The sequence below is a fragment of the Bacillus coreaensis genome (genome assembly GCF_050586445.1).
Classification (GTDB): Bacteria; Bacillota; Bacilli; order Bacillales; family Cytobacillaceae; genus Robertmurraya_A; species Robertmurraya_A coreaensis.
This window is the reverse complement of the sequence record NZ_JBOCCY010000002.1, coordinates 297,450-319,246: the sequence shown is the minus strand read 5'-3', so window position 1 is coordinate 319,246 and position 21,797 is coordinate 297,450. Positions and strand designations below refer to the sequence as shown.

23 protein-coding genes, 1 pseudogene and 1 other annotated feature are annotated in these 21,797 nt (G+C 38.0%); all 24 genes and pseudogenes read right to left on the bottom strand.

The annotated features are described in order from the left end of the window. Positions 1 to 15: 15 nt before the first annotated feature. The 24 genes and pseudogenes from ACQ5H4_RS04805 to murG all read right to left on the bottom strand — a co-directional run bounded on the left by ACQ5H4_RS04805 (position 16) and on the right by murG (position 21,760). Positions 16 to 1,317, bottom strand: a complete 1,302-nt coding sequence (locus tag ACQ5H4_RS04805; protein ID WP_430773852.1) for a solute carrier family 23 protein — start codon at positions 1,315 to 1,317, stop codon at positions 16 to 18. A 142-nt stretch (positions 1,318 to 1,459) separates the two neighbouring features. Further along, positions 1,460 to 2,002 carry a bifunctional pyr operon transcriptional regulator/uracil phosphoribosyltransferase PyrR gene (gene pyrR / locus ACQ5H4_RS04800; RefSeq protein ID WP_119707477.1) on the bottom strand — a complete coding sequence of 181 codons (543 nt, stop codon included), beginning with the start codon at positions 2,000 to 2,002 and terminating at the stop codon, positions 1,460 to 1,462. Between the two features lie 179 nt (positions 2,003 to 2,181). Next, positions 2,182 to 3,093 carry an RluA family pseudouridine synthase gene (locus ACQ5H4_RS04795; RefSeq protein WP_430773851.1) on the bottom strand — a complete coding sequence of 304 codons (912 nt, stop codon included), beginning with the start codon at positions 3,091 to 3,093 and terminating at the stop codon, positions 2,182 to 2,184. Beyond that, positions 3,068 to 3,556 carry a signal peptidase II gene (gene lspA / locus ACQ5H4_RS04790; RefSeq protein ID WP_430773850.1) on the bottom strand — a complete coding sequence of 163 codons (489 nt, stop codon included), beginning with the start codon at positions 3,554 to 3,556 and terminating at the stop codon, positions 3,068 to 3,070. Before lspA ends, ACQ5H4_RS04795 begins: the two co-directional genes overlap by 26 nt. A gap of 82 nt (positions 3,557 to 3,638) precedes the next feature. Continuing rightward, positions 3,639 to 3,923 (bottom strand): hypothetical protein, encoded by a 285-nt coding sequence (locus tag ACQ5H4_RS04785; RefSeq protein WP_430773849.1) that lies wholly within the window; start codon positions 3,921 to 3,923, stop codon positions 3,639 to 3,641. A 175-nt stretch (positions 3,924 to 4,098) separates the two neighbouring features. Further along, complete coding sequence (gene ileS / locus ACQ5H4_RS04780; RefSeq protein WP_430773848.1) at positions 4,099 to 6,870, bottom strand: isoleucine--tRNA ligase; 2,772 nt, start codon at positions 6,868 to 6,870, stop codon at positions 4,099 to 4,101. 88 nt (positions 6,871 to 6,958) lie between these two features. Further along, positions 6,959 to 7,195, bottom strand: a binding site (T-box leader). A 46-nt stretch (positions 7,196 to 7,241) separates the two neighbouring features. Continuing rightward, on the bottom strand, positions 7,242 to 7,766 hold the full coding sequence (locus tag ACQ5H4_RS04775; RefSeq protein WP_430773847.1) for a DivIVA domain-containing protein: 525 nt from the start codon (positions 7,764 to 7,766) through the stop codon (positions 7,242 to 7,244). A gap of 92 nt (positions 7,767 to 7,858) precedes the next feature. Next, positions 7,859 to 8,632 carry a YlmH family RNA-binding protein gene (locus ACQ5H4_RS04770; RefSeq protein ID WP_430773846.1) on the bottom strand — a complete coding sequence of 258 codons (774 nt, stop codon included), beginning with the start codon at positions 8,630 to 8,632 and terminating at the stop codon, positions 7,859 to 7,861. A gap of 69 nt (positions 8,633 to 8,701) precedes the next feature. Beyond that, positions 8,702 to 8,965, bottom strand: a complete 264-nt coding sequence (locus ACQ5H4_RS04765) for a YggT family protein (RefSeq protein ID WP_430773845.1) — start codon at positions 8,963 to 8,965, stop codon at positions 8,702 to 8,704. 7 nt (positions 8,966 to 8,972) lie between these two features. Beyond that, on the bottom strand, positions 8,973 to 9,425 hold the full coding sequence (locus ACQ5H4_RS04760; RefSeq protein WP_430773844.1) for a cell division protein SepF: 453 nt from the start codon (positions 9,423 to 9,425) through the stop codon (positions 8,973 to 8,975). A gap of 17 nt (positions 9,426 to 9,442) precedes the next feature. Continuing rightward, complete coding sequence (locus ACQ5H4_RS04755; RefSeq protein ID WP_430773843.1) at positions 9,443 to 10,117, bottom strand: YggS family pyridoxal phosphate-dependent enzyme; 675 nt, start codon at positions 10,115 to 10,117, stop codon at positions 9,443 to 9,445. Next, positions 10,114 to 10,944, bottom strand: a complete 831-nt coding sequence (gene pgeF, locus ACQ5H4_RS04750) for a peptidoglycan editing factor PgeF (RefSeq protein ID WP_430773842.1) — start codon at positions 10,942 to 10,944, stop codon at positions 10,114 to 10,116. The genes ACQ5H4_RS04755 and pgeF overlap by 4 nt, the downstream gene beginning before the upstream one ends. A gap of 76 nt (positions 10,945 to 11,020) precedes the next feature. Next, the gene (locus ACQ5H4_RS04745; protein WP_119707466.1) at positions 11,021 to 11,293 is read right to left on the bottom strand and encodes a YlmC/YmxH family sporulation protein; all 273 of its coding nucleotides are present in this window, start codon (positions 11,291 to 11,293) and stop codon (positions 11,021 to 11,023) included. A 99-nt stretch (positions 11,294 to 11,392) separates the two neighbouring features. Continuing rightward, positions 11,393 to 12,172 carry an RNA polymerase sporulation sigma factor SigG gene (sigG, locus tag ACQ5H4_RS04740; protein ID WP_119707465.1) on the bottom strand — a complete coding sequence of 260 codons (780 nt, stop codon included), beginning with the start codon at positions 12,170 to 12,172 and terminating at the stop codon, positions 11,393 to 11,395. Between the two features lie 174 nt (positions 12,173 to 12,346). Continuing rightward, positions 12,347 to 13,066: an RNA polymerase sporulation sigma factor SigE gene (gene sigE, locus ACQ5H4_RS04735; protein ID WP_066053008.1), complete on the bottom strand. Its 720-nt coding sequence runs from the start codon at positions 13,064 to 13,066 to the stop codon at positions 12,347 to 12,349. 44 nt (positions 13,067 to 13,110) lie between these two features. Then, complete coding sequence (gene spoIIGA, locus ACQ5H4_RS04730; RefSeq protein ID WP_430773841.1) at positions 13,111 to 14,049, bottom strand: sigma-E processing peptidase SpoIIGA; 939 nt, start codon at positions 14,047 to 14,049, stop codon at positions 13,111 to 13,113. Positions 14,050 to 14,289: 240 nt separating this feature from the next. Beyond that, entirely contained in the window at positions 14,290 to 15,435 is a 1,146-nt protein-coding gene (ftsZ, locus tag ACQ5H4_RS04725) for a cell division protein FtsZ (protein WP_430773840.1), read from the bottom strand. Between the two features lie 51 nt (positions 15,436 to 15,486). Further along, a complete protein-coding gene (ftsA, locus tag ACQ5H4_RS04720; RefSeq protein WP_430773839.1) occupies positions 15,487 to 16,770 on the bottom strand; it encodes a cell division protein FtsA in 1,284 nt (427 codons plus the stop codon). 118 nt (positions 16,771 to 16,888) lie between these two features. Next, positions 16,889 to 17,249 (bottom strand): annotated as a pseudogene (locus ACQ5H4_RS04715) (small basic family protein); the annotation flags it as partial. 2 nt (positions 17,250 to 17,251) lie between these two features. Beyond that, positions 17,252 to 17,980, bottom strand: coding sequence for a DUF881 domain-containing protein (locus ACQ5H4_RS04710; RefSeq protein ID WP_430773838.1), 729 nt, complete (start codon positions 17,978 to 17,980; stop codon positions 17,252 to 17,254). A gap of 52 nt (positions 17,981 to 18,032) precedes the next feature. Beyond that, positions 18,033 to 18,734 (bottom strand): DUF881 domain-containing protein, encoded by a 702-nt coding sequence (locus ACQ5H4_RS04705; protein ID WP_430773837.1) that lies wholly within the window; start codon positions 18,732 to 18,734, stop codon positions 18,033 to 18,035. After that, positions 18,712 to 19,506, bottom strand: a complete 795-nt coding sequence (locus ACQ5H4_RS04700; protein ID WP_430773836.1) for a cell division protein FtsQ/DivIB — start codon at positions 19,504 to 19,506, stop codon at positions 18,712 to 18,714. Before ACQ5H4_RS04700 ends, ACQ5H4_RS04705 begins: the two co-directional genes overlap by 23 nt. 163 nt (positions 19,507 to 19,669) lie before the next feature. Continuing rightward, complete coding sequence (gene murB, locus ACQ5H4_RS04695; protein WP_430773835.1) at positions 19,670 to 20,578, bottom strand: UDP-N-acetylmuramate dehydrogenase; 909 nt, start codon at positions 20,576 to 20,578, stop codon at positions 19,670 to 19,672. Between the two features lie 75 nt (positions 20,579 to 20,653). Beyond that, the gene (gene murG, locus ACQ5H4_RS04690) at positions 20,654 to 21,760 is read right to left on the bottom strand and encodes an undecaprenyldiphospho-muramoylpentapeptide beta-N-acetylglucosaminyltransferase (protein ID WP_430773834.1); all 1,107 of its coding nucleotides are present in this window, start codon (positions 21,758 to 21,760) and stop codon (positions 20,654 to 20,656) included. Positions 21,761 to 21,797 lie beyond the last annotated feature (37 nt).

Sequence of the window (21,797 nt, the reverse complement as noted above, 5' to 3'; positions counted from 1 at the left end):
TTTTAAAAGGTGAAACTATGCTACTTCATTTTCATTATCACTTTCAAACATATCTTCGGCAGCTTCTGGTCTACCAGGAAGGATTAAATTAATCAGTATCCCTAAGATCGCTGCTAATGCCATCCCATGAATTTCAAACCCTTCTGATACTTTAATTACTGCTCCTCCAATACCTACCACTAAGATTACTGATGAAATTACAAGGTTTCGCTTGTCTCCGAAATCGATTTTGCTATCAACTAGCATACGTAATCCTGATGATGCGATTATTCCGAATAGTAGGATGGAAACTCCACCCATTACTGGAGTTGGGATTGAACTTATTAGTGCTGTTACTTTACCGATGAATCCAAATACGGTTGCAACGACTGCTGCTCCAAGAAGTACATATACGCTGTATACTCTTGTAATGGCTAATACTCCGATGTTTTCTCCATATGTTGTCTTCGGAGGTCCACCGATTAGTGCAGAGATCATCGTTGCTGTTCCATCTCCTAAAATCGAACGGTGTAAGCCAGGGTTTTTAATATAATCACGCCCCACCACTTTCCCTAATACAAGCTGGTGACCAATATGTTCTGATAAAGTTACGATGGCTACTGGAGCCATTAATAATACTAAGTCAAGTGTTACTTTTACTTCATAATCTACGAACGGTACAAAGAAGTTTGGCATTTCGAACCATTTTGCTGCTGCTACTGGAGCAAAGTCAACGATTCCTACTACTAATGAGTACACATATCCGATAATGATACCTGCAAGAATTGGAATCATGCTCAATGTTCCTTTTCCGTAGATGGAGAAAATGATGGTTGCTACTAAAGTTACAAGTGCAGCCGAGAAATGCAGTAGACTGTACTCTCCAGCCGGGTTATTCATTGCCATACTAACTGCGGTTCCTGCCAAAGCCAACCCGATGACAATAATGATTGGTCCTACTACGATTGGAGGAAGGAGATTCATAATCCAACGGTAACCTGCTTTTTTAATGATTAGTGCAACAATTCCATACACTAAACCAGCAATGAAGCTTCCAATCATGGCTCCTGCTGGACCACCTGCTGCTTTTGCCGCAATAATTGGTGTAATGAAAGCGAATGATGATCCTAAATAAGCTGGCACTTGCCATTTTGTTATCATAAGGAACGCGATCGTTCCCAAACCACTGGAGATAAGTGCAATTGCTGGATCAAGTCCAACTAAGAATGGTACTAATATGGTAGCTCCAAACATAGCGAATAAGTGCTGTAGGCTAAGTGTGAGCCAATGGACTGGTTTCGGTGTTTCGTGTACATCTAGGATTGGTTTGGTATTCATGTATGTGTCTCTCCTCTGGTTAGTTAAAATAAAAACCCTCTTTTGCACAAGAGGGTCTAGTTGCAGGTCAAGGTATCTATTTCACCCCTCGAGTCTACATTTCCCCTTGAAAGCCTCTCTGTGCTTTTTTAAAAGGTTATATTTATTTTTCGTGTATACTTACTGTATCATGTTTGTCAACTTCTGCTAGTTGAACAACAATCTTTTCCGAACTAGAGGTTGGGATGTTTTTCCCAACATAATCTGCTCGAATTGGTAATTCTCTATGTCCTCTGTCTACTAGTACTGCCAGCTGTACAGAAGCCGGTCTTCCAATATCGACTAGTGCATCTAACGCAGCGCGTACAGTTCTTCCTGTGTATAATACATCGTCCACTAGGATAACAATTTTGTTAGTAATATCGTGCGGGATATCTGAGCCCTTTACTAAAGGTTCCTGATCATTTGTTTTCTTTGTTAGATCGTCCCGATACAAAGTGATATCTAATTCTCCTACTGGAACCTCTGTGCCTTCAATTTCCTTTATTCTTGCAGCAAGACGCTCAGCGAGAAAAATTCCTCTTGTTCGTATTCCAATGAGAACAATTCGTTCTACACCTTTATTTTTTTCAATAATTTCGTGAGCAACCCTTGTCAATGCTCTTCTAATGGCTTGTTCATCAAGTACAATTGCTTTTTGTGACAAGGTCTTCCCCTCCTCATTTGTTCATAAAAAGACCCTCTAGGCCAGGGCTTAGAGGGTACACGAATTCCATTTGTAGGCATACTTATGCCATACAAGCTCCGTTTCCTTCTCAGCCTCACAGGACCGTCTTTAAAGGACTTATTCAACTATAGAAATCATAAAACAGATGTAGAACTTTGTCAACGATTATTTCTTAAAGACTCAAGAAGCTCTACAAAGTACTCTGGTAATGGTGCTTCGAATTCTACGTATTCATTGGTTCGAGGGTGATTAAAACCTAACACACCCGCATGCAGAGCTTGTCCGCCTATATCTAGCGTTTTTCTTGGACCATATTTTGGATCACCAGCTAGCGGATAACCAATATACTTCATATGGACTCTGATTTGATGGGTACGTCCTGTTTCTAACTGACATTCAACAAGAGTAAAATCTTTAAAGCGCTCCATCACTTGAAAATGCGTAACCGCATGCTTTCCATTATCCACTACAGTCATACTTTGACGATCTTTAGGGTCCCTTGCCAGCGGGGCATCAATTGTCCCATAATCATGAGGAATGACTCCATGAACTATGGCACGGTATTTACGTGTTACAGACTTTGCAACGAGCTGATTTACAAGGCTTTCGTGAGCCAAATCATTTTTAGCAACCATCAGTAACCCCGAAGTGTCCTTATCGATTCGATGGACGATACCTGGTCGAAGCACACCATTGATGCCTGACAAATCTTTACAGTGAGCCATTAATCCATTCACAAGTGTTCCCGTTGTATGACCTGGTGCTGGGTGTACCACCATTCCCTTTGGCTTGTTTACAACTAATACATCACTATCCTCATAAAAGATCTCAAGGTCCATAGGCTCAGGAATCACATCAAGCTCCTCTGGATCAGGAATACTTATTTCTATTACATCCCCAACCGAACATTTATAACTGCTTTTTACTTTTTGTCCGTTAACAACTACGTTCCCGTCTTGCATCCATAGCTGTACTTGAGACCTCGACCATTCACTGTTTACACTTGAAAGGACCTTATCTAGTCTTTCGCCTTTATGCTCTTCATTAATTGTTTGTATTACTTTGTCCATTTGCTATCTCCTTAGATTGTCGCTCTTCTTGCCACATTTGTATCATTAATAAACCTACTCCAATAACTAAGGCTGAATCAGCAATATTAAAGATAGGGAAATTATAGTTAAAAATATACGTATGGATAAAATCCACTACTTCTTTATGTACTACTCGGTCGTAGAAATTACCAATCGCTCCTCCTAGCATTAACCCGAGAGCCACCCCAAGAAGCCTTTTACCTTTCGCTGCTTTTTGAAGATAATAAACAATCCCGACAATTACAATAACAGTTATTAAGTAAAAAAACCACATTTGTCCTTGTAAAATACCCCAAGCAGCCCCTCTATTACGGTGGGAGGTAATATAAAACCAATTTTCTATAACGGTTATGCTTTCTCCAAGCTCCATTCTTTTCACAACTAACCATTTGGTCCATTGGTCAAGAATTATGACAATTAATGCGATTATGTAATAAAACACAAAGGAAACCTCCAAACCTTCTCTTAATATTCCCTTTGCATTTTAGCACATTCTCTATAAAAACTACAGTAAACCCTTCAGATTAAAAAAGTGGTTTACATAAATACTGATCAAGCTTTCCACAGTCCTCCACCGTTTTTAAGGTTGGAACCATTTGAAGTAGTTCATAAGGTAATATTTCACCTGATATTTCGCATCTGCCAAATGTACCATTCTCCAATTTTTGAATGGCACTATTGATGTCTCTTAATTCTTCCTCAATAAGCGGTTTTACTAAGGGAGATCCTTTCGAATTTGATAATTGCATCATTAATTCAGTACGCGATTTCCGGAGTTCCAAATAGAGCTTTTGTTCAAATGCTTCCATTTTGTTCATACCTCCGTTTTCAGATGTTTTCCGTTAGTATATCGCGATGGACACGTTTCGACACGAACAACATTTAACAACGAAAACAATCATTAACGAAAGTGGAATAATTACTCATACATATTCCCTAAACACTAGAAAAACTCTCCGGAAATCCAGAGAGTTCTTCCATTTTTTATATAAGATGGCTGTAGTTTTCTTTTACTACGTCTGCACAACGTGGACAAAGCGTTGGGTGATCCTCTACTTTGCCAACTTCAGTTGTTACGGTCCAGCAACGTTCACAAGTTTCTCCTTCAGCTTTTGATACGACAATAGCAGCTGTTTCAAGCTTTACAGCTTCCGCAGGCGCAGTATCCATATCTCCAGCTAATTCGAAACCAGACACAATAAATAATTGTTGAAGGTTTTCATTAACAGATTGTAATAGTTCCTTTGTTTCCTTTGTTGGATACAAGCTAACTTTTGCTGTTAATGACTTCCCGATTACCTTTGCATTACGTGCTTCTTCTAAAGCTTTTAGGACATCATCACGAACCTTCATGAATTTCGTCCATTTTTCTTCAAGTTGCTTTGCATTAGGAAGGTCAACATGTAAAGGCATATCGGTTAATTGAACGCTATCTTCTTCCACATTAGGAATATAAACCCAAACCTCATCAGCCGTGTGAGAAAGAATTGGAGCTGATAATTTTGTTAACGCTAATAAGCTTTCATATAGAACCGTTTGGATTGCACGTCGCTCGTAGTGACTCTTTGCCTCAATATATAGAACGTCCTTTGCAAAGTCAAGGTAGAATGCACTTAGGTCTAGCGTACAGAAGTTATTGATTGCATGATAAATGCTTGCAAATTCGTATTCTTCATACGACTTTGTCACGGATTTAATTAATTTGTTTAGCTTCACTAGCATGAATTGATCTACTTCACGAAGCTTATCAAATTCTACTTTGTCCGTAGCAGGATTAAAGTCTGCTAAATTTCCAAGCAGGAATCGGAATGTGTTACGGATCTTACGATATACTTCAGCTACTTGCTTTAAGATAGCGTCAGACACACGAACATCTGATTGATAATCCACTGATGCTACCCATAAGCGTAAAATATCTGCACCAAGCTGATCCATTACCTTAGCAGGAACAACCACATTACCAATTGATTTACTCATCTTTCTACCTTCTCCATCAAGAGCGAAACCATGGCTTAGTACTCCCTTATATGGAGCCTTCCCTGTTACAGCTACCCCTGTAGATAATGAAGAGTTAAACCATCCACGATACTGGTCAGATCCTTCGAGATAAAGATCCGCTGGTCTTTGTAAATCACTTCTCTCTTCTAGAACAGCTTGATGGGAAGAACCAGAATCAAACCAAACGTCCATAATATCCGTTTCTTTTGTAAATTTCCCATTCGGGCTTGATGGATGTGTAAAGCCTTCAGGTAACAGCTCTTTAGCTTCTCTTTCAAACCAAATATTTGAACCATTTTCACGGAATAACCCGGATACATGCTCAATGGTTTCATCCGTGATAATTGGTTCTCCGTCTTCGCCATAAAATACAGGAATTGGAACACCCCATACACGTTGACGAGAAATACACCAATCTCCACGGTCACGTACCATATTGAATAGACGAGTTTCTCCCCAAGCTGGAACCCACTTCGTTTCTTTAACAGCTTCCAACAAGTCTTCTCGGAAATCTTTAATTGAAGCAAACCACTGAGCTGTTGCACGGAAGATAACTGGTTTCTTTGTTCTCCAGTCATGCGGATAAGAGTGAGTAATAAATGTAAGTTTTAATAAAGCACCCACTTCTTGAAGCTTTTCCGTAATCGGCTTATTTGCTGTATCATAGAAAAGTCCTTCAAAGCCCACTGCTTCCTTCGTCATTACTCCTTTATCATCAACTGGACAAAGAACGTCTAAACCGTATTTTTGACCTACATGGAAGTCGTCTTCCCCATGCCCTGGAGCCGTATGAACACAACCCGTTCCCGCATCCGTCGTGACATGTTCCCCAAGCATCACTAAAGACGTACGTTCATATAAAGGATGCTTAGCTAAAACATGTTCTAGCTCCTGTCCTTTCACTGTCTTTACTACCGTTACTTCTTCCCAGCCAATTTCCTTTGTGACTGCTTCTAAAAGCTCTTCAGCCACAACGTACTTTTTATTATTTACTTGAGCAACAACATAATTTAATGTTGGATGAACGGAAATTCCAAGGTTTGCTGGAATAGTCCACGGTGTTGTTGTCCAGATAACGATTTCCGTATCCGCATCAAGCACACCCTTTCCATCTTGAACAGGGAAGCCAACATAAATCGAAGCTGACTTTTTATCCTGGTACTCAATTTCCGCTTCTGCTAATGCTGATTCGCTTGAAGGTGACCAGTAAACCGGCTTTAATCCTTTATAGATATAGCCTTTCTTCGCCATTTCACCAAAAACCTTAATTTGCTGTGCTTCATATGCCGGATCAAGAGTGATATAAGGATTCTCCCAATCTCCACGAACACCTAAACGCTTAAACTGAGTACGCTGAGAATCAATTTGCCCTAAAGCATACTCTTCACAAAGCTTACGAAACTCCGCTACTGTAAGTTCCTTGCGTTTCACACCCTTATTGGTTAATGCTTGCTCGATTGGCAGCCCGTGTGTATCCCAACCAGGAACATAAGGAGCATTGTAACCACTCATTGACTTATAACGCACAATAAAGTCTTTAAGGATTTTATTTAATGCGTGCCCCATATGAATATCTCCATTTGCATACGGAGGCCCATCGTGAAGAACAAACATCGGACGATCCTTCGTACGATCTTGAACTCTAGAATAAATATCCAGTTGGTTCCACTTTTCTTGAATCTCTGGCTCACGCTTTGGCAAATTTCCACGCATCGGGAATTCCGTTTGCGGCATCAATAACGTATCTTTATAATCCATTTTTAAACTTCCTCCTAAATCTTCCTCATCTAGCTACATTGTTACCAGTTATTAGTAAAAATAAATACAAAAAAGCCCTCTCATCCCAAAAAGGGACGAGAAGGCTTGTATTCCCGCGGTACCACCCTAGTAGATAGGCTAAAAACCCATCCGCTCTAAAATTCGTAACGTGAATTTAGACGCCAAAGCTTACTATTCCTAGTGGACGTTCAGCTTGGTACTCAAGGGTGATGTTCAAACTTATCGCTTTTGTTAACCTCCCACCAACTGTTAACTCGCTAGAAAAAGCATTGATAAATTCTACTATCCCTGTCATCGCAACATACAATTTTTACTTGTTAAAAAATTATATTCGAAGAACCGGCTTTTCGTCAAGCCAATGAATCTTCTTCTTCTTTTAAATTTGCAGATTTTAATTCTGCTGAATCAAGCTCGTATTGTAATAGATGATCCCAATCATCGTTATTAAGCATATCAAGCTGAGCTTCAATAAGCATTTTAAAGCGCGTTCTAAATACTTTGGATTGCTTTTTCAAATCCTCAATTTCTAGAGCAATTTTACGCGCTTTAGAAAGGGATTCATTTACAATACGATCCGCATTTTTCTCTGCTTCTCTAATAATTAGCTTAGCTTCTTTTTGAGAATTACGCTTTAGCTCTTCCGCTGCTTCTTGAGCTACAACAATTGATTTATTTAAGGTTTCTTCAATATTCGAAAAATGAGTTAAACGCTCATTCATATCTTTTAATCGTTCATCCAGTTCTTTCTTTTCTCGAATAATCAATTCGTAGTCCTTGATGACTTGGTCAAGGAACTCATTTACTTCATCTTCATCGTAACCACGGAATCCTTTTGTAAATTCCTTGTTATGTATGTCTAACGGTGTTAATGGCATTATAAGCCACCTCCAATTGCTTAATAGTATATACTATTCATTGTAACAGATATTCGACAAGTACTTTTAAATTCCTGCAAATTTTTTATAAATTATTGATGTTTTTCTACAACAATTCGCCATTTATCTTTCTTTGTTTTCCCATCGATGGAAGATAGTTTTGCCCTTCCGTATCCTCGTACCGATAAGACATCGTCTTCCTTACATTCAAATGAAGGATTTTCAATGGTCATCCAATTAATTTTCACTACTCCACCTGCAATTAATGTTTGAGATTTCTGACGAGAAATATTATGAGCAGCAGCTATAATTGTATCTAATCTTAGCGAAGAAACGGTGGTCGTGTACTCATTCCATTGTTCCCTCATTTGAATGGCTTCGTCCAGACGCCGCTCTTTTAAACTTACTTTTGAACGTCCTACCGACTCCAGCTGCATGGATATATAATCGCTTACTTCATTGGCGACAAAGAGTTGAATAGTTTCCTCTTCTATAAGGATGTCTCCAAATTTCCCTCTTTTTAATCCAAGCGACATCATGCTGCCTAATATTTGCCGATGCTCTATAGATACAAACTTATTTGGGTAGATTAGCTCATATAATGAAATTTGGAAATCCTCTACCTCTACAGAATAATAATCTGGATAAATGAAGGCTCTCTTTCTTTCCACTTGTTCTGCTCCACCGAAAAATTGAACCTTTACCTCCGAATTCGCTCCAATAATGATCTCGACAATTTTCTGCTCTCTCGGGTCAAGAAAGTCCGTCAGCTTCGGAGCATAGTTACTTTCCACCTGTTCCTTCCAGCTCATTACTTGATCGACAAAACTATGCTCTTCGCGTCGGAAGTGCTGATGCAAATCCATATTCATTCAAACTCCAATCCAATATTAAGATATGAAAGTGCAAAAAAGGGGCAATTATGCCCCTTTTAGCTAAAACCAACCAAATAGCGTATACAAGCCTGTTGATGCTAATTTTAATACAAAAATACCAACAATCGGGGAAATATCAATCATTCCACCGATCGGAGGAATAATTTTTCGGAACGGCTCTAAATACGGTTCACAAATTCTTGCTAAAAATTGCCCAATAGCGGTTTCTCTTGCATTTGGAAACCACGACATTAGAATATAAATAATTAATGCCCAAGAGTAGATTTCAATCACTTGTCTCAAAATATATAGAAGTAAATCCATTTACCTATTACCACCTCGTATCTTCGTATTCTGTTTCTTGAATAAGTTGCGAGATATTGCCTGAAACCTCCACATTATCAGGAGTACACAAGAAAATTTCTGCACCAATCTTTTGTATATCTCCACCGATCGCATACACTGTACCACTTAAAAAATCAACAATCCGTTTCGCTTGGTCACGTTCAATTCTGTGTAAATTCACAACAACCGCCCGACGGTTTTTTAATTGATCTGCAATTTCCTGTGCTTCTGCATACACTCTAGGTTCAATTAATACTACTTTTGAAGATTTTTGAACACTCTGCAAACTTACCACATTCTGTTTTGGAGACACACTTTGTTGCTGCTGTGATTGCGGTTGTCTTTGTGGCTTTGCTGCTGGAGCCTCGTACTCCTCTTCTTCATACTCATATTCATCATCTAAGAAAAAGAATGTTTTAAATTTTGATTTAAGACTCATTCATTACACCTCCCACACTATTCGCCCACTAAAGCGGTGCCGATTCGTATCATCGTAGCCCCTTCTTCGATGGCAATTTCAAAATCATTAGACATACCCATCGAAAGCTCCAAACATGGAGCATAAGGTAAATCGATATGTTGAATTTCAACTTGAAGTTTTTTTAACGTCTGAAAGCATTGTCTAATGATCGTATCGTCCTCAGTAAAGGGTGCCATCGTCATTAGCCCTTCAACTCTTATTTTCGGGAATTTTTTTAATTCCTTAATAAATGGTACCACCATCTCTGGAGTTAATCCATGTTTTGATTCTTCGCCTGAGGCATTCACCTGTACGAAGCAAGAAATCGTTCTTTCTCCGGCTCTTGCATTAATCTCCTTTGCCAAAGACTCACGATCTAAAGAGTGGATATAATCTACTTTATCTATAATATTTTTTACCTTTCTTGTTTGAAGAGTTCCGATAAAATGCCAGGTAGGCTTGTCCCCTAAAGTGGTCCACTTTTCAAGTAGGCCTTCATCACGGTTTTCACCAAGATGTGTTACCCCAGATTTTAATGCCTCTGACGCTCTTTCTGTCGATACATATTTTGTTACAGCAATGATTTTTACTTCCTCTGGGAATCTTTTGCTCCTTTGACATGCTACATTTATCTTTTCCTGGAGCATACGTAGATTTTCACTAACTTTCATTCTCTCGATTGCTCCTCCTTCCAACCAATAAAACTCATCATCCTACCCGTTTTCCCCTTGTCTCTTCGGTGGGAGAAAAAATAATCAGAATCACAACTCGTACATAAATCAGTTACCTGAATATTTGCCTCATTCATTCCTGCTTTGAGGAGAATGAGTTTATTTAACTCTTTTAGGTTTAAGTGGTATTGATTACCTTTGATACGATTATATGGTTTTTTTTCGACATCTTCCACTAAATTTTCCACATGTGAAATGACTTTATCATCTACAATATAACATTTTTCGCAAATGGAGGGGCCAATTACTGCGAAAATTTCCGAAACTGGAATTTTTTCGTCCTCAAAAACAGTTATCACTTCTTTTGCGATCCCTCCTACTGTCCCTTTCCACCCTGCATGAGCAATCGCAATTGCTTTGTATTTGGGAGCAATAAAATAGAGCGGAACACAGTCAGCAAAGCACAATGTTAAAAGCAGATTTTTATCATAGGTAAAGAAAGCATCGGTATCCCTGAAAGCATCGGCATATGAATTTGAACCTAGCCCACGGTCATGGACCGAGACTTTTTTTACATGTATATCATGCGTCTGCTCGGCACCAACCCAATGAGTTAACGGGATACCAGTGCGTTTTGACAAGATTTCTCGATTTGAGCAAACATCCCTTTCCAGATCCCCAACATGAAATCCTATATTCAATGTTGAAAAGGAGTTTTTGCTTTGTCCTCCGTTTTTCGTAGTAAATCCCGCTACAAGACCATCAAAACGATCGGTCCAATCTTTTATGATGAAATGAGACGATTCTTTTAGAATAAATGGTTCCATTTATAAAAACCTCAATTGTTTGTTGATTTTTCTATAGTTTACCATAATTCGTAGTATACTCCCAGTGAATTCAGGCTTACTTGGCCTCTGCTTCATCATATTGCCCTTCATTAACTCCTCTGTAACGAACTAATATGACATCTTCACCAATTTTAAGGATATTTCTCCATGAAATAATAATTTCTTCTTCTTTTCCAAAGAAGCCTAACATCCGTCCGTTACCACTCACAATAATGGCCTCAATTTTACCGTTTGATAAGTTTATTTCTATATCACTAATATTCCCTAACTTTTTGCCATCTGCAACATTGACCACATCTTTGATTTGAAATTCTGAAATTTTCACCATCACATTTCACTCCCGACTATTCGATAGTTAAATATATGAAGAAGGGAGGACTATTCATGATTGTTTTATACAAAAAAACTACCGAGAAGAATCGGTAGTTTAGGTTTGTATGTTTTTATTCATTTGTTTAATAGCAGCTTTTTCTAATCTTGATACTTGTGCTTGGGAGATTCCAATTTCTTCGGCGACTTCCATTTGAGTTTTCCCTTGGAAGAAGCGCTTTCTTAGAATGAGCTTTTCTCTTTCATTGAGTCGTCTCATACCTTCTTTTAAAGCAATTTCTTCAATCCATTGAACATCCTTGTTACGTTCATCACTCAATTGATCCATCACATAGATTGGGTCTCCACCGTCGTTATAGATTGGCTCAAATAACGAAACGGGGTCTTGAATGGCATCTAAAGCAAATACAATTTCTTCATGAGAAACATCTAGTACTTTTGCTATTTCTTCAGCAGTTGGCTCCTTTGACGTCTCACTCATTAGTTTTTCTCGAACTTGTAACGCCTTGTAAGCAATATCCCTTAAAGAACGGGATACACGAATTGGGTTGTTATCTCTTAAGTATCGTCGAATTTCTCCGATTATCATTGGAACAGCATAAGTAGAGAATTTTACGTTTTGACCTAGGTCAAAATTATCAATTGATTTCATCAACCCGATACACCCAACTTGAAACAGGTCATCAACAAACTCACCACGATTGTTAAATCGCTGAATGACACTTAACACAAGACGTAAGTTTCCATTCACGAGCTTCTCTCGGGCTGTTATATCCCCGGCTTGCATTTCTTTAAATAGCAATCGCATTTCTTCATTTTTCAAAACTGGTAACTTAGATGTATCAACACCGCAAATTTCAACTTTATTACGAGTCAATTCTTTTCCCTCCTCACAGGAGCTGCTGTACAAAAAACAGTATCTCCCCGAGAAGGAAAAATATGCACATCCAAAATGGACATGCATACTAAGAATTTCCTATAAATGTCTGTAGGACAGGCGTTACACATATAATTTTATCGTAAAAATTTTTTCTTTCTACGAAGAATTATCCTAAACCATTTTATTAAACTCTTTCTTCAGTCTTTTTATAATTCTTTTTTCGAGCCTTGATATATATGATTGTGATATACCAAGCATATCTGCGACGTCTTTTTGGGTTTTTTCTTCCCCTGTACCTAATCCGAATCTAAGCTCCATGATTTGTTTTTCACGGTCATTCAGCTGGTGCAATGCTTTTAATAAGAGCTTTTTATCAACATTGGCTTCCAGGTCTTTTGTAATAATGTCTTCTTCTGTTCCTAATACATCGGACAATAACAGTTCGTTGCCGTCCCAGTCAATATTCAGGGGCTCATCAAAGGAAACTTCTGAACGAATTTTATTATTTCTCCGTAAGTACATGAGTATTTCATTTTCGATACATCTAGATGCATATGTAGCAAGCTTAATTTTCTTTTCAGGATTAAACGTGTTAACTGCCTTAATTAAACCTATTGTTCCAATACTAATTAAATCCTCAATATTAATTCCTGTATTTTCAAACTTTCTAGCTATATAAACGACAAGTCGTAAATTTCTCTCTATAAGGATGGACCTTGCTGCTTTATCCCCACTTGGAAGCTTTTGAAGCAACACTTCCTCTTCTTCTTTTGATAACGGTGGAGGCAAGGCCTCACTTCCACCAATATAGAAGACCTCATCTGTCTTGAGTCCTAGCTTAATTAATAATTTATACCAGTAATAAGAAAGTCGAAGTTTTATACTTTTCATGAGTTGTCCTCCTTCTAATTTGTGTTTTTCTGAGTATAGTATTATTAGCTTACCTTTACATCTGATTTCACCTTTGCGACACCTGTTACCATCTTTGGATGTACAATACATTGAAACGTATCGTCAGAGGAAAGCTGCTGGGTTGTAAAGGAAACTAATCCTTTGTCCACTTGAATTATTTTTTCTTCCATCTCTATTTGCAGTTGGTCAGGCTTAATTGCAATAATAAGCTGATGCTCTTGTCCAACTACTTTATATGGAATAATCCGGAGCTTATTTTCCCATTCAGTTGGAAGAGAGGCGGATCCATAAATGATTTCATCCTTTTCACTTGAGAGTATCCTAATGGATTCAGGGATCGTGTCTAATTGGTTATGGACAGAAACAAACATGACAGGCATTTTGGTGAGAGGATCATAAAGTTGATTTCCACTGTCTATAAGCCCTTTACATGTCAATTGACTTTCTCCAATCTGAATATGAATAGAAACCATTTGATCAAATTGTATTTTCGTCATTTCAAATTGTTCAATATTTGATCTAGAGAAATGCCATGCAATTGGAAAGCCTAAGAGAACAAAGAACCAGCTAATCGGATCACCAAATCCCTTTACACTTCCTATTAACACAGAAGAGGTCAATTGGTTATCAAACTGAATGAAATAATGAACCCCAATAAGAGCTCCACCTACCAAAAAGGTAACGAAATAGAAGGTCATCGTCGTACGGATGAAGGTCCGTACTCTTTTGTATCCAAAGGTAACAAGAACCATCACTAAAGAAAATGCTAATTTCACAATAGGATGACCAGAATAATTCTGAAAAGGAGTAAATGCTAATATAATAATGAAGGATCCTATGAGTCCTCCACAAAACAGTCTCCAAATCTTATACTCTCTTTTTACTATTATGGCAGTTAAATAAAGAAGTAACGTATCGAAAAGGAGATTTAGCAGCCAAATCACATCTAAATATAGTGTCAAAGATTTTCCTCCTTGCTCGTTTCTCCTTTTTCAATCTATTATTCTGTTATGAAAAAGTATAACGTACATAGATGTTGGAAGTGTGTCACTTTATGTACACAAAAAAGAAGAGATTTTCACAAATCCCTCCGTTTTTTGTCAAAATTTCTCATGTCAGGTTGGGAAAATCAATTTTCCTCTTAAACCAAAATAAAAAGCAGAATTCTAGACGAATTCTGCTTTTTGTATAGATAGGGTTAACTAGCGCCTTCTATTGCGATTACGTAAGAAAGTAGGAATATCTAACGTATCGTCACTATTATGTGAAGTAGTTGGTCGTACAGGTTCATTGTACTCCTCTTCACGAATAATTTCTCTTTGTGGCTTTGTAGTTGCTACTGATTGTTTTTGTTGCCCAAATGATGGACGATTGGTTGGTTTTGGTTGAGATATGTCTTCGTTGAATCCAGTCGCAATTACTGTTACAACAATCTCATCCTTTAAGTTATCATTGATTACCGAACCAAAGATCATATTCACTTCTTGGTCTGATGCTGAAGCGACGATGTCTGCTGCTTCTTGTACTTCATATAAGCTTAAATTTGACCCACCAGTAATGTTCATCAACACACCTTGAGCTCCATCAATGGATTTTTCAAGCAGCGGAGAAGAAATGGCTTTTTTCGCTGCTTCTGTTGCTCGGTTTTCTCCTGCAGCTACACCAATCCCCATAAGAGCTGAGCCTTTGTTAGACATAATTGTCTTTACATCTGCAAAGTCTAAGTTGATTAAACCTGGTGTTGCAATTAGATCCGAAATACCTTGAACCCCTTGGCGAAGAACATTGTCAGCCTCACGGAAAGCTTCAAGCATTGGCGTACTTTTATCCACAATTTCAAGAAGACGATCGTTTGGAATCACAATAAGTGTATCAACCGCTTCCTTCATAGACGAGATTCCGCCTTGAGCTTGAGTCGAACGCTTTCTACCTTCAAACGTAAATGGTCTTGTTACAACACCTACAGTTAATGCACCTAACTCACGGGCGATTTGAGCAATGACTGGTGCAGCTCCTGTTCCAGTTCCACCACCCATACCAGCCGTAACGAAAACCATATCCGCTCCAGCTAACACTTCTTCAATTTGTTCTCTACTTTCTTCAGCTGCTTTTTTTCCTACTTCAGGGTTTGCTCCTGCTCCAAGTCCACGAGTAAGCTTTCCCCCAATTTGCATTCTAGTTTCAGCTTTTGATAAATTCAATGCCTGAGCATCTGTATTTACAGCAATAAACTCGACACCCTGGACGCCATGCTCAATCATACGATTAACAGCATTATTTCCGCCTCCACCAACGCCGATTACTTTTATAGTTGCCAATGAGTCTAAATTTGTATCAAATTCCAACATGACGTATCCTCCTAATTCGTCGATATTCCCGGTAGCGGTCAATTGAAAACACTATTCAAAAAAGTAACCAAGGAATTTTTTCACTCGTGATGTCATTTTTTCTTCCGGCTGCTTGTCCGGTTTTGCTTTTGGTTGTGGCTGCTTTTGAACTCTTTTTTCCTTTGTTTCAGAGGCAGCTGTACTGTTACCAATAGACCGACCTTGTATTTTAGCATTTTTATAAGCGAATTTTATTAAACCGACAGCAGTCGTGTATTGTGGCTCACGCACTCCAATATAATCCGGAATGGCGATGCGTACTCGGTTTTGGAAAACCACTTGAGCTAATTCAAGAATTCCTTGGGTGTTTGCAACTCCACCTGACAACACATAACCACCAGGTAAATCACGAATCCCCAAACGTCTAATTTCATTTTGAATAAGGTCAAAAACTTCTTCCATTCTTGCTTCAATAATATCAGAAACTTCAAGCTGGTTAAACTGTTGATGCTGATCGCTTCCGATAATCGGTACGCTAAACACTTCTTCCTCGGAAGCATGGTCATAAAAAGCATGTCCATGTTTCGTTTTTATTTTCTCAGCATCTTCAGTAGATGTACGAAGACCAATCGAGATATCTTTTGTTATATGGTCTCCACCAACTGGAAGTACACTTGTTGCTCGTAAGAACCCTTGTTCAAAGACACTAATGGTTGTTGACCCTCCACCTATATCAACGAGTGCCACCCCTAAGTTTTTTTCATCCTTAGAAAGTGCAAAAGCACCAGAAGCTAGTGGTTGTAAAGTAATATCAAGGATTTCTAATCCAGAACGTTCTACGCATCGAAGAGTATTATGTAAAATCGTCTTAGAACCTGTAATTATCGTTCCTTCCATTTCAAGCCTTACACCTATCATTCCCCGCGGGTCATTTATTTCATCTAGTCCATCTACAATAAATTGCCTAGGAATGACATCAATAATCTCACGCTCAGGAGGAATAGAAATTACTTGCGCTGCATCAATTACTCGAGCTACATCACCGTTGGTAATTTCACGATTTTCACTTGAAACAGCTACTACACCATGACAAGGCTGTAACATCACATGATTTCCAGTTACACCAACAATTACCTTATTAATTTCCATGCCTATCATTCTCTCAGCTTGTTCTATTGCCTTTCTAATAGAATGAACGGTTTCATCTATATCAACAATGGATCCTTTTCTTAGTCCTTCGGATTTAACATTGCCAACACCAATAATATTCAAAGAGTCATTGACCATTTCCCCAATGATCACTTTTACACTGGATGTACCGATGTCAAGACTTACATAAATTTCATTGCTGTTCATTCTTTGGCACCTCCTTTAACAATTCAAAAAATTGAACAACAATTCCGTTTTTCTGACCGTATAATAATGTATCTATAAAATTATTCGGCAAAATTAATATATTCCCTTTTAAAATATACAAATTTTTTCTATTTTTCTTTACTTGTAGACCATTTTGTTAGCAAAATTCTTCGAATAACGGCTATATTTTGAAACAGCCTTACTCCAAAGGCAAAAACTGCTGCTAAATACAAGTCTACACCAAGATGAACACCTAGAAAAGCTAAACTTGCAGCAAGAATAATATTAAAGAAAAAACCGGAAACAAAAACCTTTTCATCATATATATTTTGCAAATGCGCCCTAATTCCCCCGAATAAAGTATCAAGGGCTGCTAATACGGCGATGGATAGATAATTAGAATATTCCTCTGGAACAGATATATCGGTTAATAAACCTAGGACGACTCCAATTATTAATCCTAAAAGGGGAAGCCACATGATTAACTATCTCCTTTGTCAGATTTTACTTGCTCCATACCTCTAATTCGAATGGAATCTTCAAAGGCTGGTACAGTAATGGAAAGCTCAGGCTTCTTTACGGTAACGGTTAGATTATCAATAAAGAATTCTTCTGCTGATTTAGAAACCTGCATTTGATTGTACAGCTTTTCCGCAACGGTAAAATCCACTGTCAAGACGATAATTTCGATAGGAAATTTCGTTAGAGAACGTCCGTTTATTTTCGTTTCGCCATTGATATCACGGATAACCGTTGTATTGATCACCCTTTGACCAGCGACTGAAACATGTTTTGCACCATACATATTTATTTCATTAAGTAGTCGTTCTAATAGGTCTGCTGAAAGCGTAGCACCTGCAGTCCCTAGGATCAATTCTTCATTCAGTTGTTCTATGTAAATCGTCAAACCTGGTCCAGACATCTCAGTTAGTCCTGCTTCTTGCTTTAATTCCTCTAGAGTATTCCTTAATGTATTCTCCTTGCCTTGTTCCCTTTCCGTTTCGTATTCGTTCAATTTTTCTTCATTGGAACGAATTTCTTTAATCAGTCGCGATTGAAGCTCCTTTTCCTTCACTAAGTCTTCACGAAGCTGCCATGTATCCCGTGTGTCTCTTACCTCTGGCTTAGAGACAGTTTGAAATTGGATAGCAAGCATAAAGCCTACAATCACCCCGATGATTACCAAGCTATTTATTTTCTTTCTGTCCACGCAATAATCACCTAGCTTTCTACAATATTTGTGGACAAAACTTGCAAATGAGTTAAGTACCTAATAGTGGATCTAAAATAACTTCTTCTTTTTTCTCGATCGTTACTTCAATATTGTCACTTACAAGCATATCTTTAATTCCACCTGTTATATTCAATGCAGAGGTCATGACATCAGGATCACCAATAGCCGTAATTACGAATGGAGCAGGATGCTGATAGCCATCCACTTCAATCACTGGACCATTACAAAGAATATAGGAATTATGTGTGAGCCTTTGCCCATTTATCGCAATTGCCGCAGCACCCGATATATATAACTCATTAATTACTTTAAAGACATGATGCTCATGAACAATATAGTTATTAATGTTTTCTTCATTTGGATTGTAGTCACCATCAGCAAGGGACACTTTTACTCCCCTTCCTTTTACCTTAACTTTCCCTACAAACATACGATATTTCTCTGCGTCTTCTGCAATATTGAAGAAAACTTGTTCTTCTTTCGCTAATGCTTCTTCAATCTCTACAATTTTATCTTGTTTTTCCTTTAACTCATTTTGAAGCTCTCGGTTTCTTTCTTCCTGAGCAATCAACTGATTGCGCAATTCTAAATCCCGATTCCATTGCTTGTCCGATATCGTATTTTGTGCCTTTTCCTGTTTAGTTAAGTGGTAAGAAAAAGACACCATATATCCTAATACAAGGAAAACTAACGAGAGGATAACATGTTTACCCTTCACCCTCTTCTTCACTTGTTTCAACTCCTCCTGATTCGTATGATTTAAAATACGAACCAACCTCTAAATCAATGACTCCCTTTTGTGATGGATCTAACTGACTCACGATGGAAGGGTAATGTATCATTTTTTTTGAAAAGCTCCTTAAAGATGCACTTACTTCATTTCCATCATTCATGTATAAAGAAATATGGAAACGATCCGTTTCTTTCGGTGTGTAATTCACTTCAGAAATGGAGTAAAGAATTTCAAACGGGAGCTCTTTCAAGCTACTAACCATCTCTTCAAGTATCTCTCCTTCTGTAAAACCAATTAATATTGGAGCATTAGAAGGTGAGCTCGTACTTCCCTCATCCTCAAGTATTTCACCATTCTCTAAAACGGGAATAAACGAATTTTCTTTTGCAATAACTGCTATTCGATCATATTCCTTTACAGTGATTAATACATTATTAGGGAATGACCATTTTACTGTTGCTGTTTTTATTTCCGGAAGCTTTTCTATTTCCTTTTCCACTTCTTTTTTATCGAGCTTCCAAATATTCATACCAGTGGACAAGCCACTGCTTTCCACTAGATGTTCAGCCTTGTATAAGTCATTACCAGAAACACTTATCCTTTTAATATGACTTAACGGTGATTGGAAATAAACGACACAAACGATTAACAAGAAGAATAAACTTAATAAAGTGACCAGTCTTCTATTAGCCTTTTTTCGTCTTTGTTGTTTCAACTTGGGAATCCGTTCTTCAATCGAGACTATTTTCCCTTGATCCAATCCAATCACCTCACCAATGCAACTATATTTTGAGTAATAAATTGATAATCCAATAATTTTTTATAAGTGAAAACAACGGCACGAGAAATCATGCCGTTATTTTTAGGTAATAAGTAATTTCCCAAGTATTTATTATATCATATAGTGATACTTTGTAAGGGGGACATTCATCCTATTTTATTCCTATTATTTCAACTTCTGTTTCCATTTTTACTTCATACAAGTCATATATTGTATCCTTGACATGCTGAATTAACTGTAAAACATCATCTGCCTTTGCATTTCCTGTATTTACAATGAAATTCCCATGCATCTCTGATATCTTAGCCCCACCGATTTGGTAACCCTTTAGGCCAGCAACCTCAATCAACTTACCTGCATAATTTGGCAGTGGATTTCGAAAAATACTGCCTGCACACGGGAAATTCCAAGGTTGTGTCTCTTTTCGGTAGTCCTTGTTCTTTTGCATTTCACTAAAAATAGAATCCTTGTTTCCTTCTTTCAATGAAAATACTGCTTCAACAACAACTCCTGGACGTTTTTTTTGCAGCACAGAGGTTCGATAAGAAAATTCCATTTGCTCATTCGAAACCCATTCTAATGAACCGTCTTCAAATAGTACAAGCGCTTTGTCAAGTATCTTTGAAATATCAGATCCGTGTGCCCCGGCATTCATGAACACTGCCCCACCGACAGATCCAGGAATCCCACTAGCAAACTCTAATCCTGATAGCCCTTTTCTACTGATTGAGGTGGCCAAGCTCACAAGTGAGTGTCCACCACCAACCGTAAGTGTAGTACCATTTATCTCAACCTTATCTAACCCTGAACCAAGTTTAATGACCACACCGGAAATTCCTCGATCAGCCACGAGTAAGTTTGACCCTCTTCCAATAGCAATCCACTGTACTTTGTACTTTCGGATCAAATTCATGGTCGTTTCTAAGTTTTCTACTGATGAGGGCTCTACAAAAAGTTCTGCAGGTCCACCAATCTTAATCGTTGTATGATTCGCCATTGGCTCATTTTCTTTAACCGTTCCAATCTTAGATTGCTTTAGTTCTTCAGCTAATCCAATCATTCCTACCTCCCCTTTCAGTCGGAGTTATTTTATCTTATGCATCGTGTCAAATCTAGGCTACAAACTAAGGATTCATTATCGACTGTTTCTTTCTTTTAATAACGTCTCCATTAATTGATACAGTCTCTGGGCCGCATCACGAATTCCTAATTTATAGGCCGCTTGCTTCATTTCTTTTAAGCTCTCTTTATGAAGTAAGAGAGAATCCATTTGCTCTATTAATTTAGTAGCCGTTAAGTCTTTTTCCAGCATTAGTATGGCAGCACCATGATCACTTAAGGCGCGAGCATTTTTTTCCTGGTGATTGTTTGTTACATAGGGGCTAGGAACTAGTATGCTTGGTACTCCTAATGATGTCAATTCAGCTAACGTCGTTGCACCTGCTCGAGCAACAATTAAATCCATTCCTGCAAGCACTTCTGGCATATTATGAATAAAAGGCTTAACAATTACGTTATCAGGATTACCTACCAATTCCACTTCTTTAAGTACTTCATCATAGTGCACCTCTCCAGTTACATATAATACCTGATAAGGTTTTTCACTAAGCACTGATAATGATTTTAAAATCGCTTCATTGATTGGTCGCGCCCCACGACTTCCACCTACTACTAGCACTGATGGGACATTCGTTTTTAAACCAACAGACAGCTTTCCCTTAATTCCATCCTTATTTAATACTTCAGATGCCCTAGGATTCCCTGTAAGCTCCACCTTTTCTTGAGGAAAATAGCTTTTGGCTTCTTCAAAACAAATAGCAACCTTATCAACATATCGACTTAAAAATTTATTCGTTAATCCTGGCACACTGTTTTGTTCATGTATGATGGTTGGAATTCCGAGCTTAGAAGCAGCATAAACAACAGGACCGCATACGTACCCGCCTGTTCCTATGACAACATCTGCTTTAAATTCTTTTAAATATTGCTTACTTTTTTGAACACCCTTTAAAAATCTAAATACCGTTTTCACATTATCTATTGAAAGCTTACGTTTAAACCCAGTAATATGTATTGATTGAAAAGGAATATTTTCTCTTCTAACAATGGTGTTTTCTAATCCTTTTTCGGTACCGATATATAAAAACTCAGCATTTTTATGTTCCTTTTGTATCTCTCTAATAAGGGCTAGAGCCGGATAAATATGACCACCGGTTCCACCACCACTTACAACTATACGCAATTCTTTCCACTCTCCTTAACGTTGAAAAATCAACTAT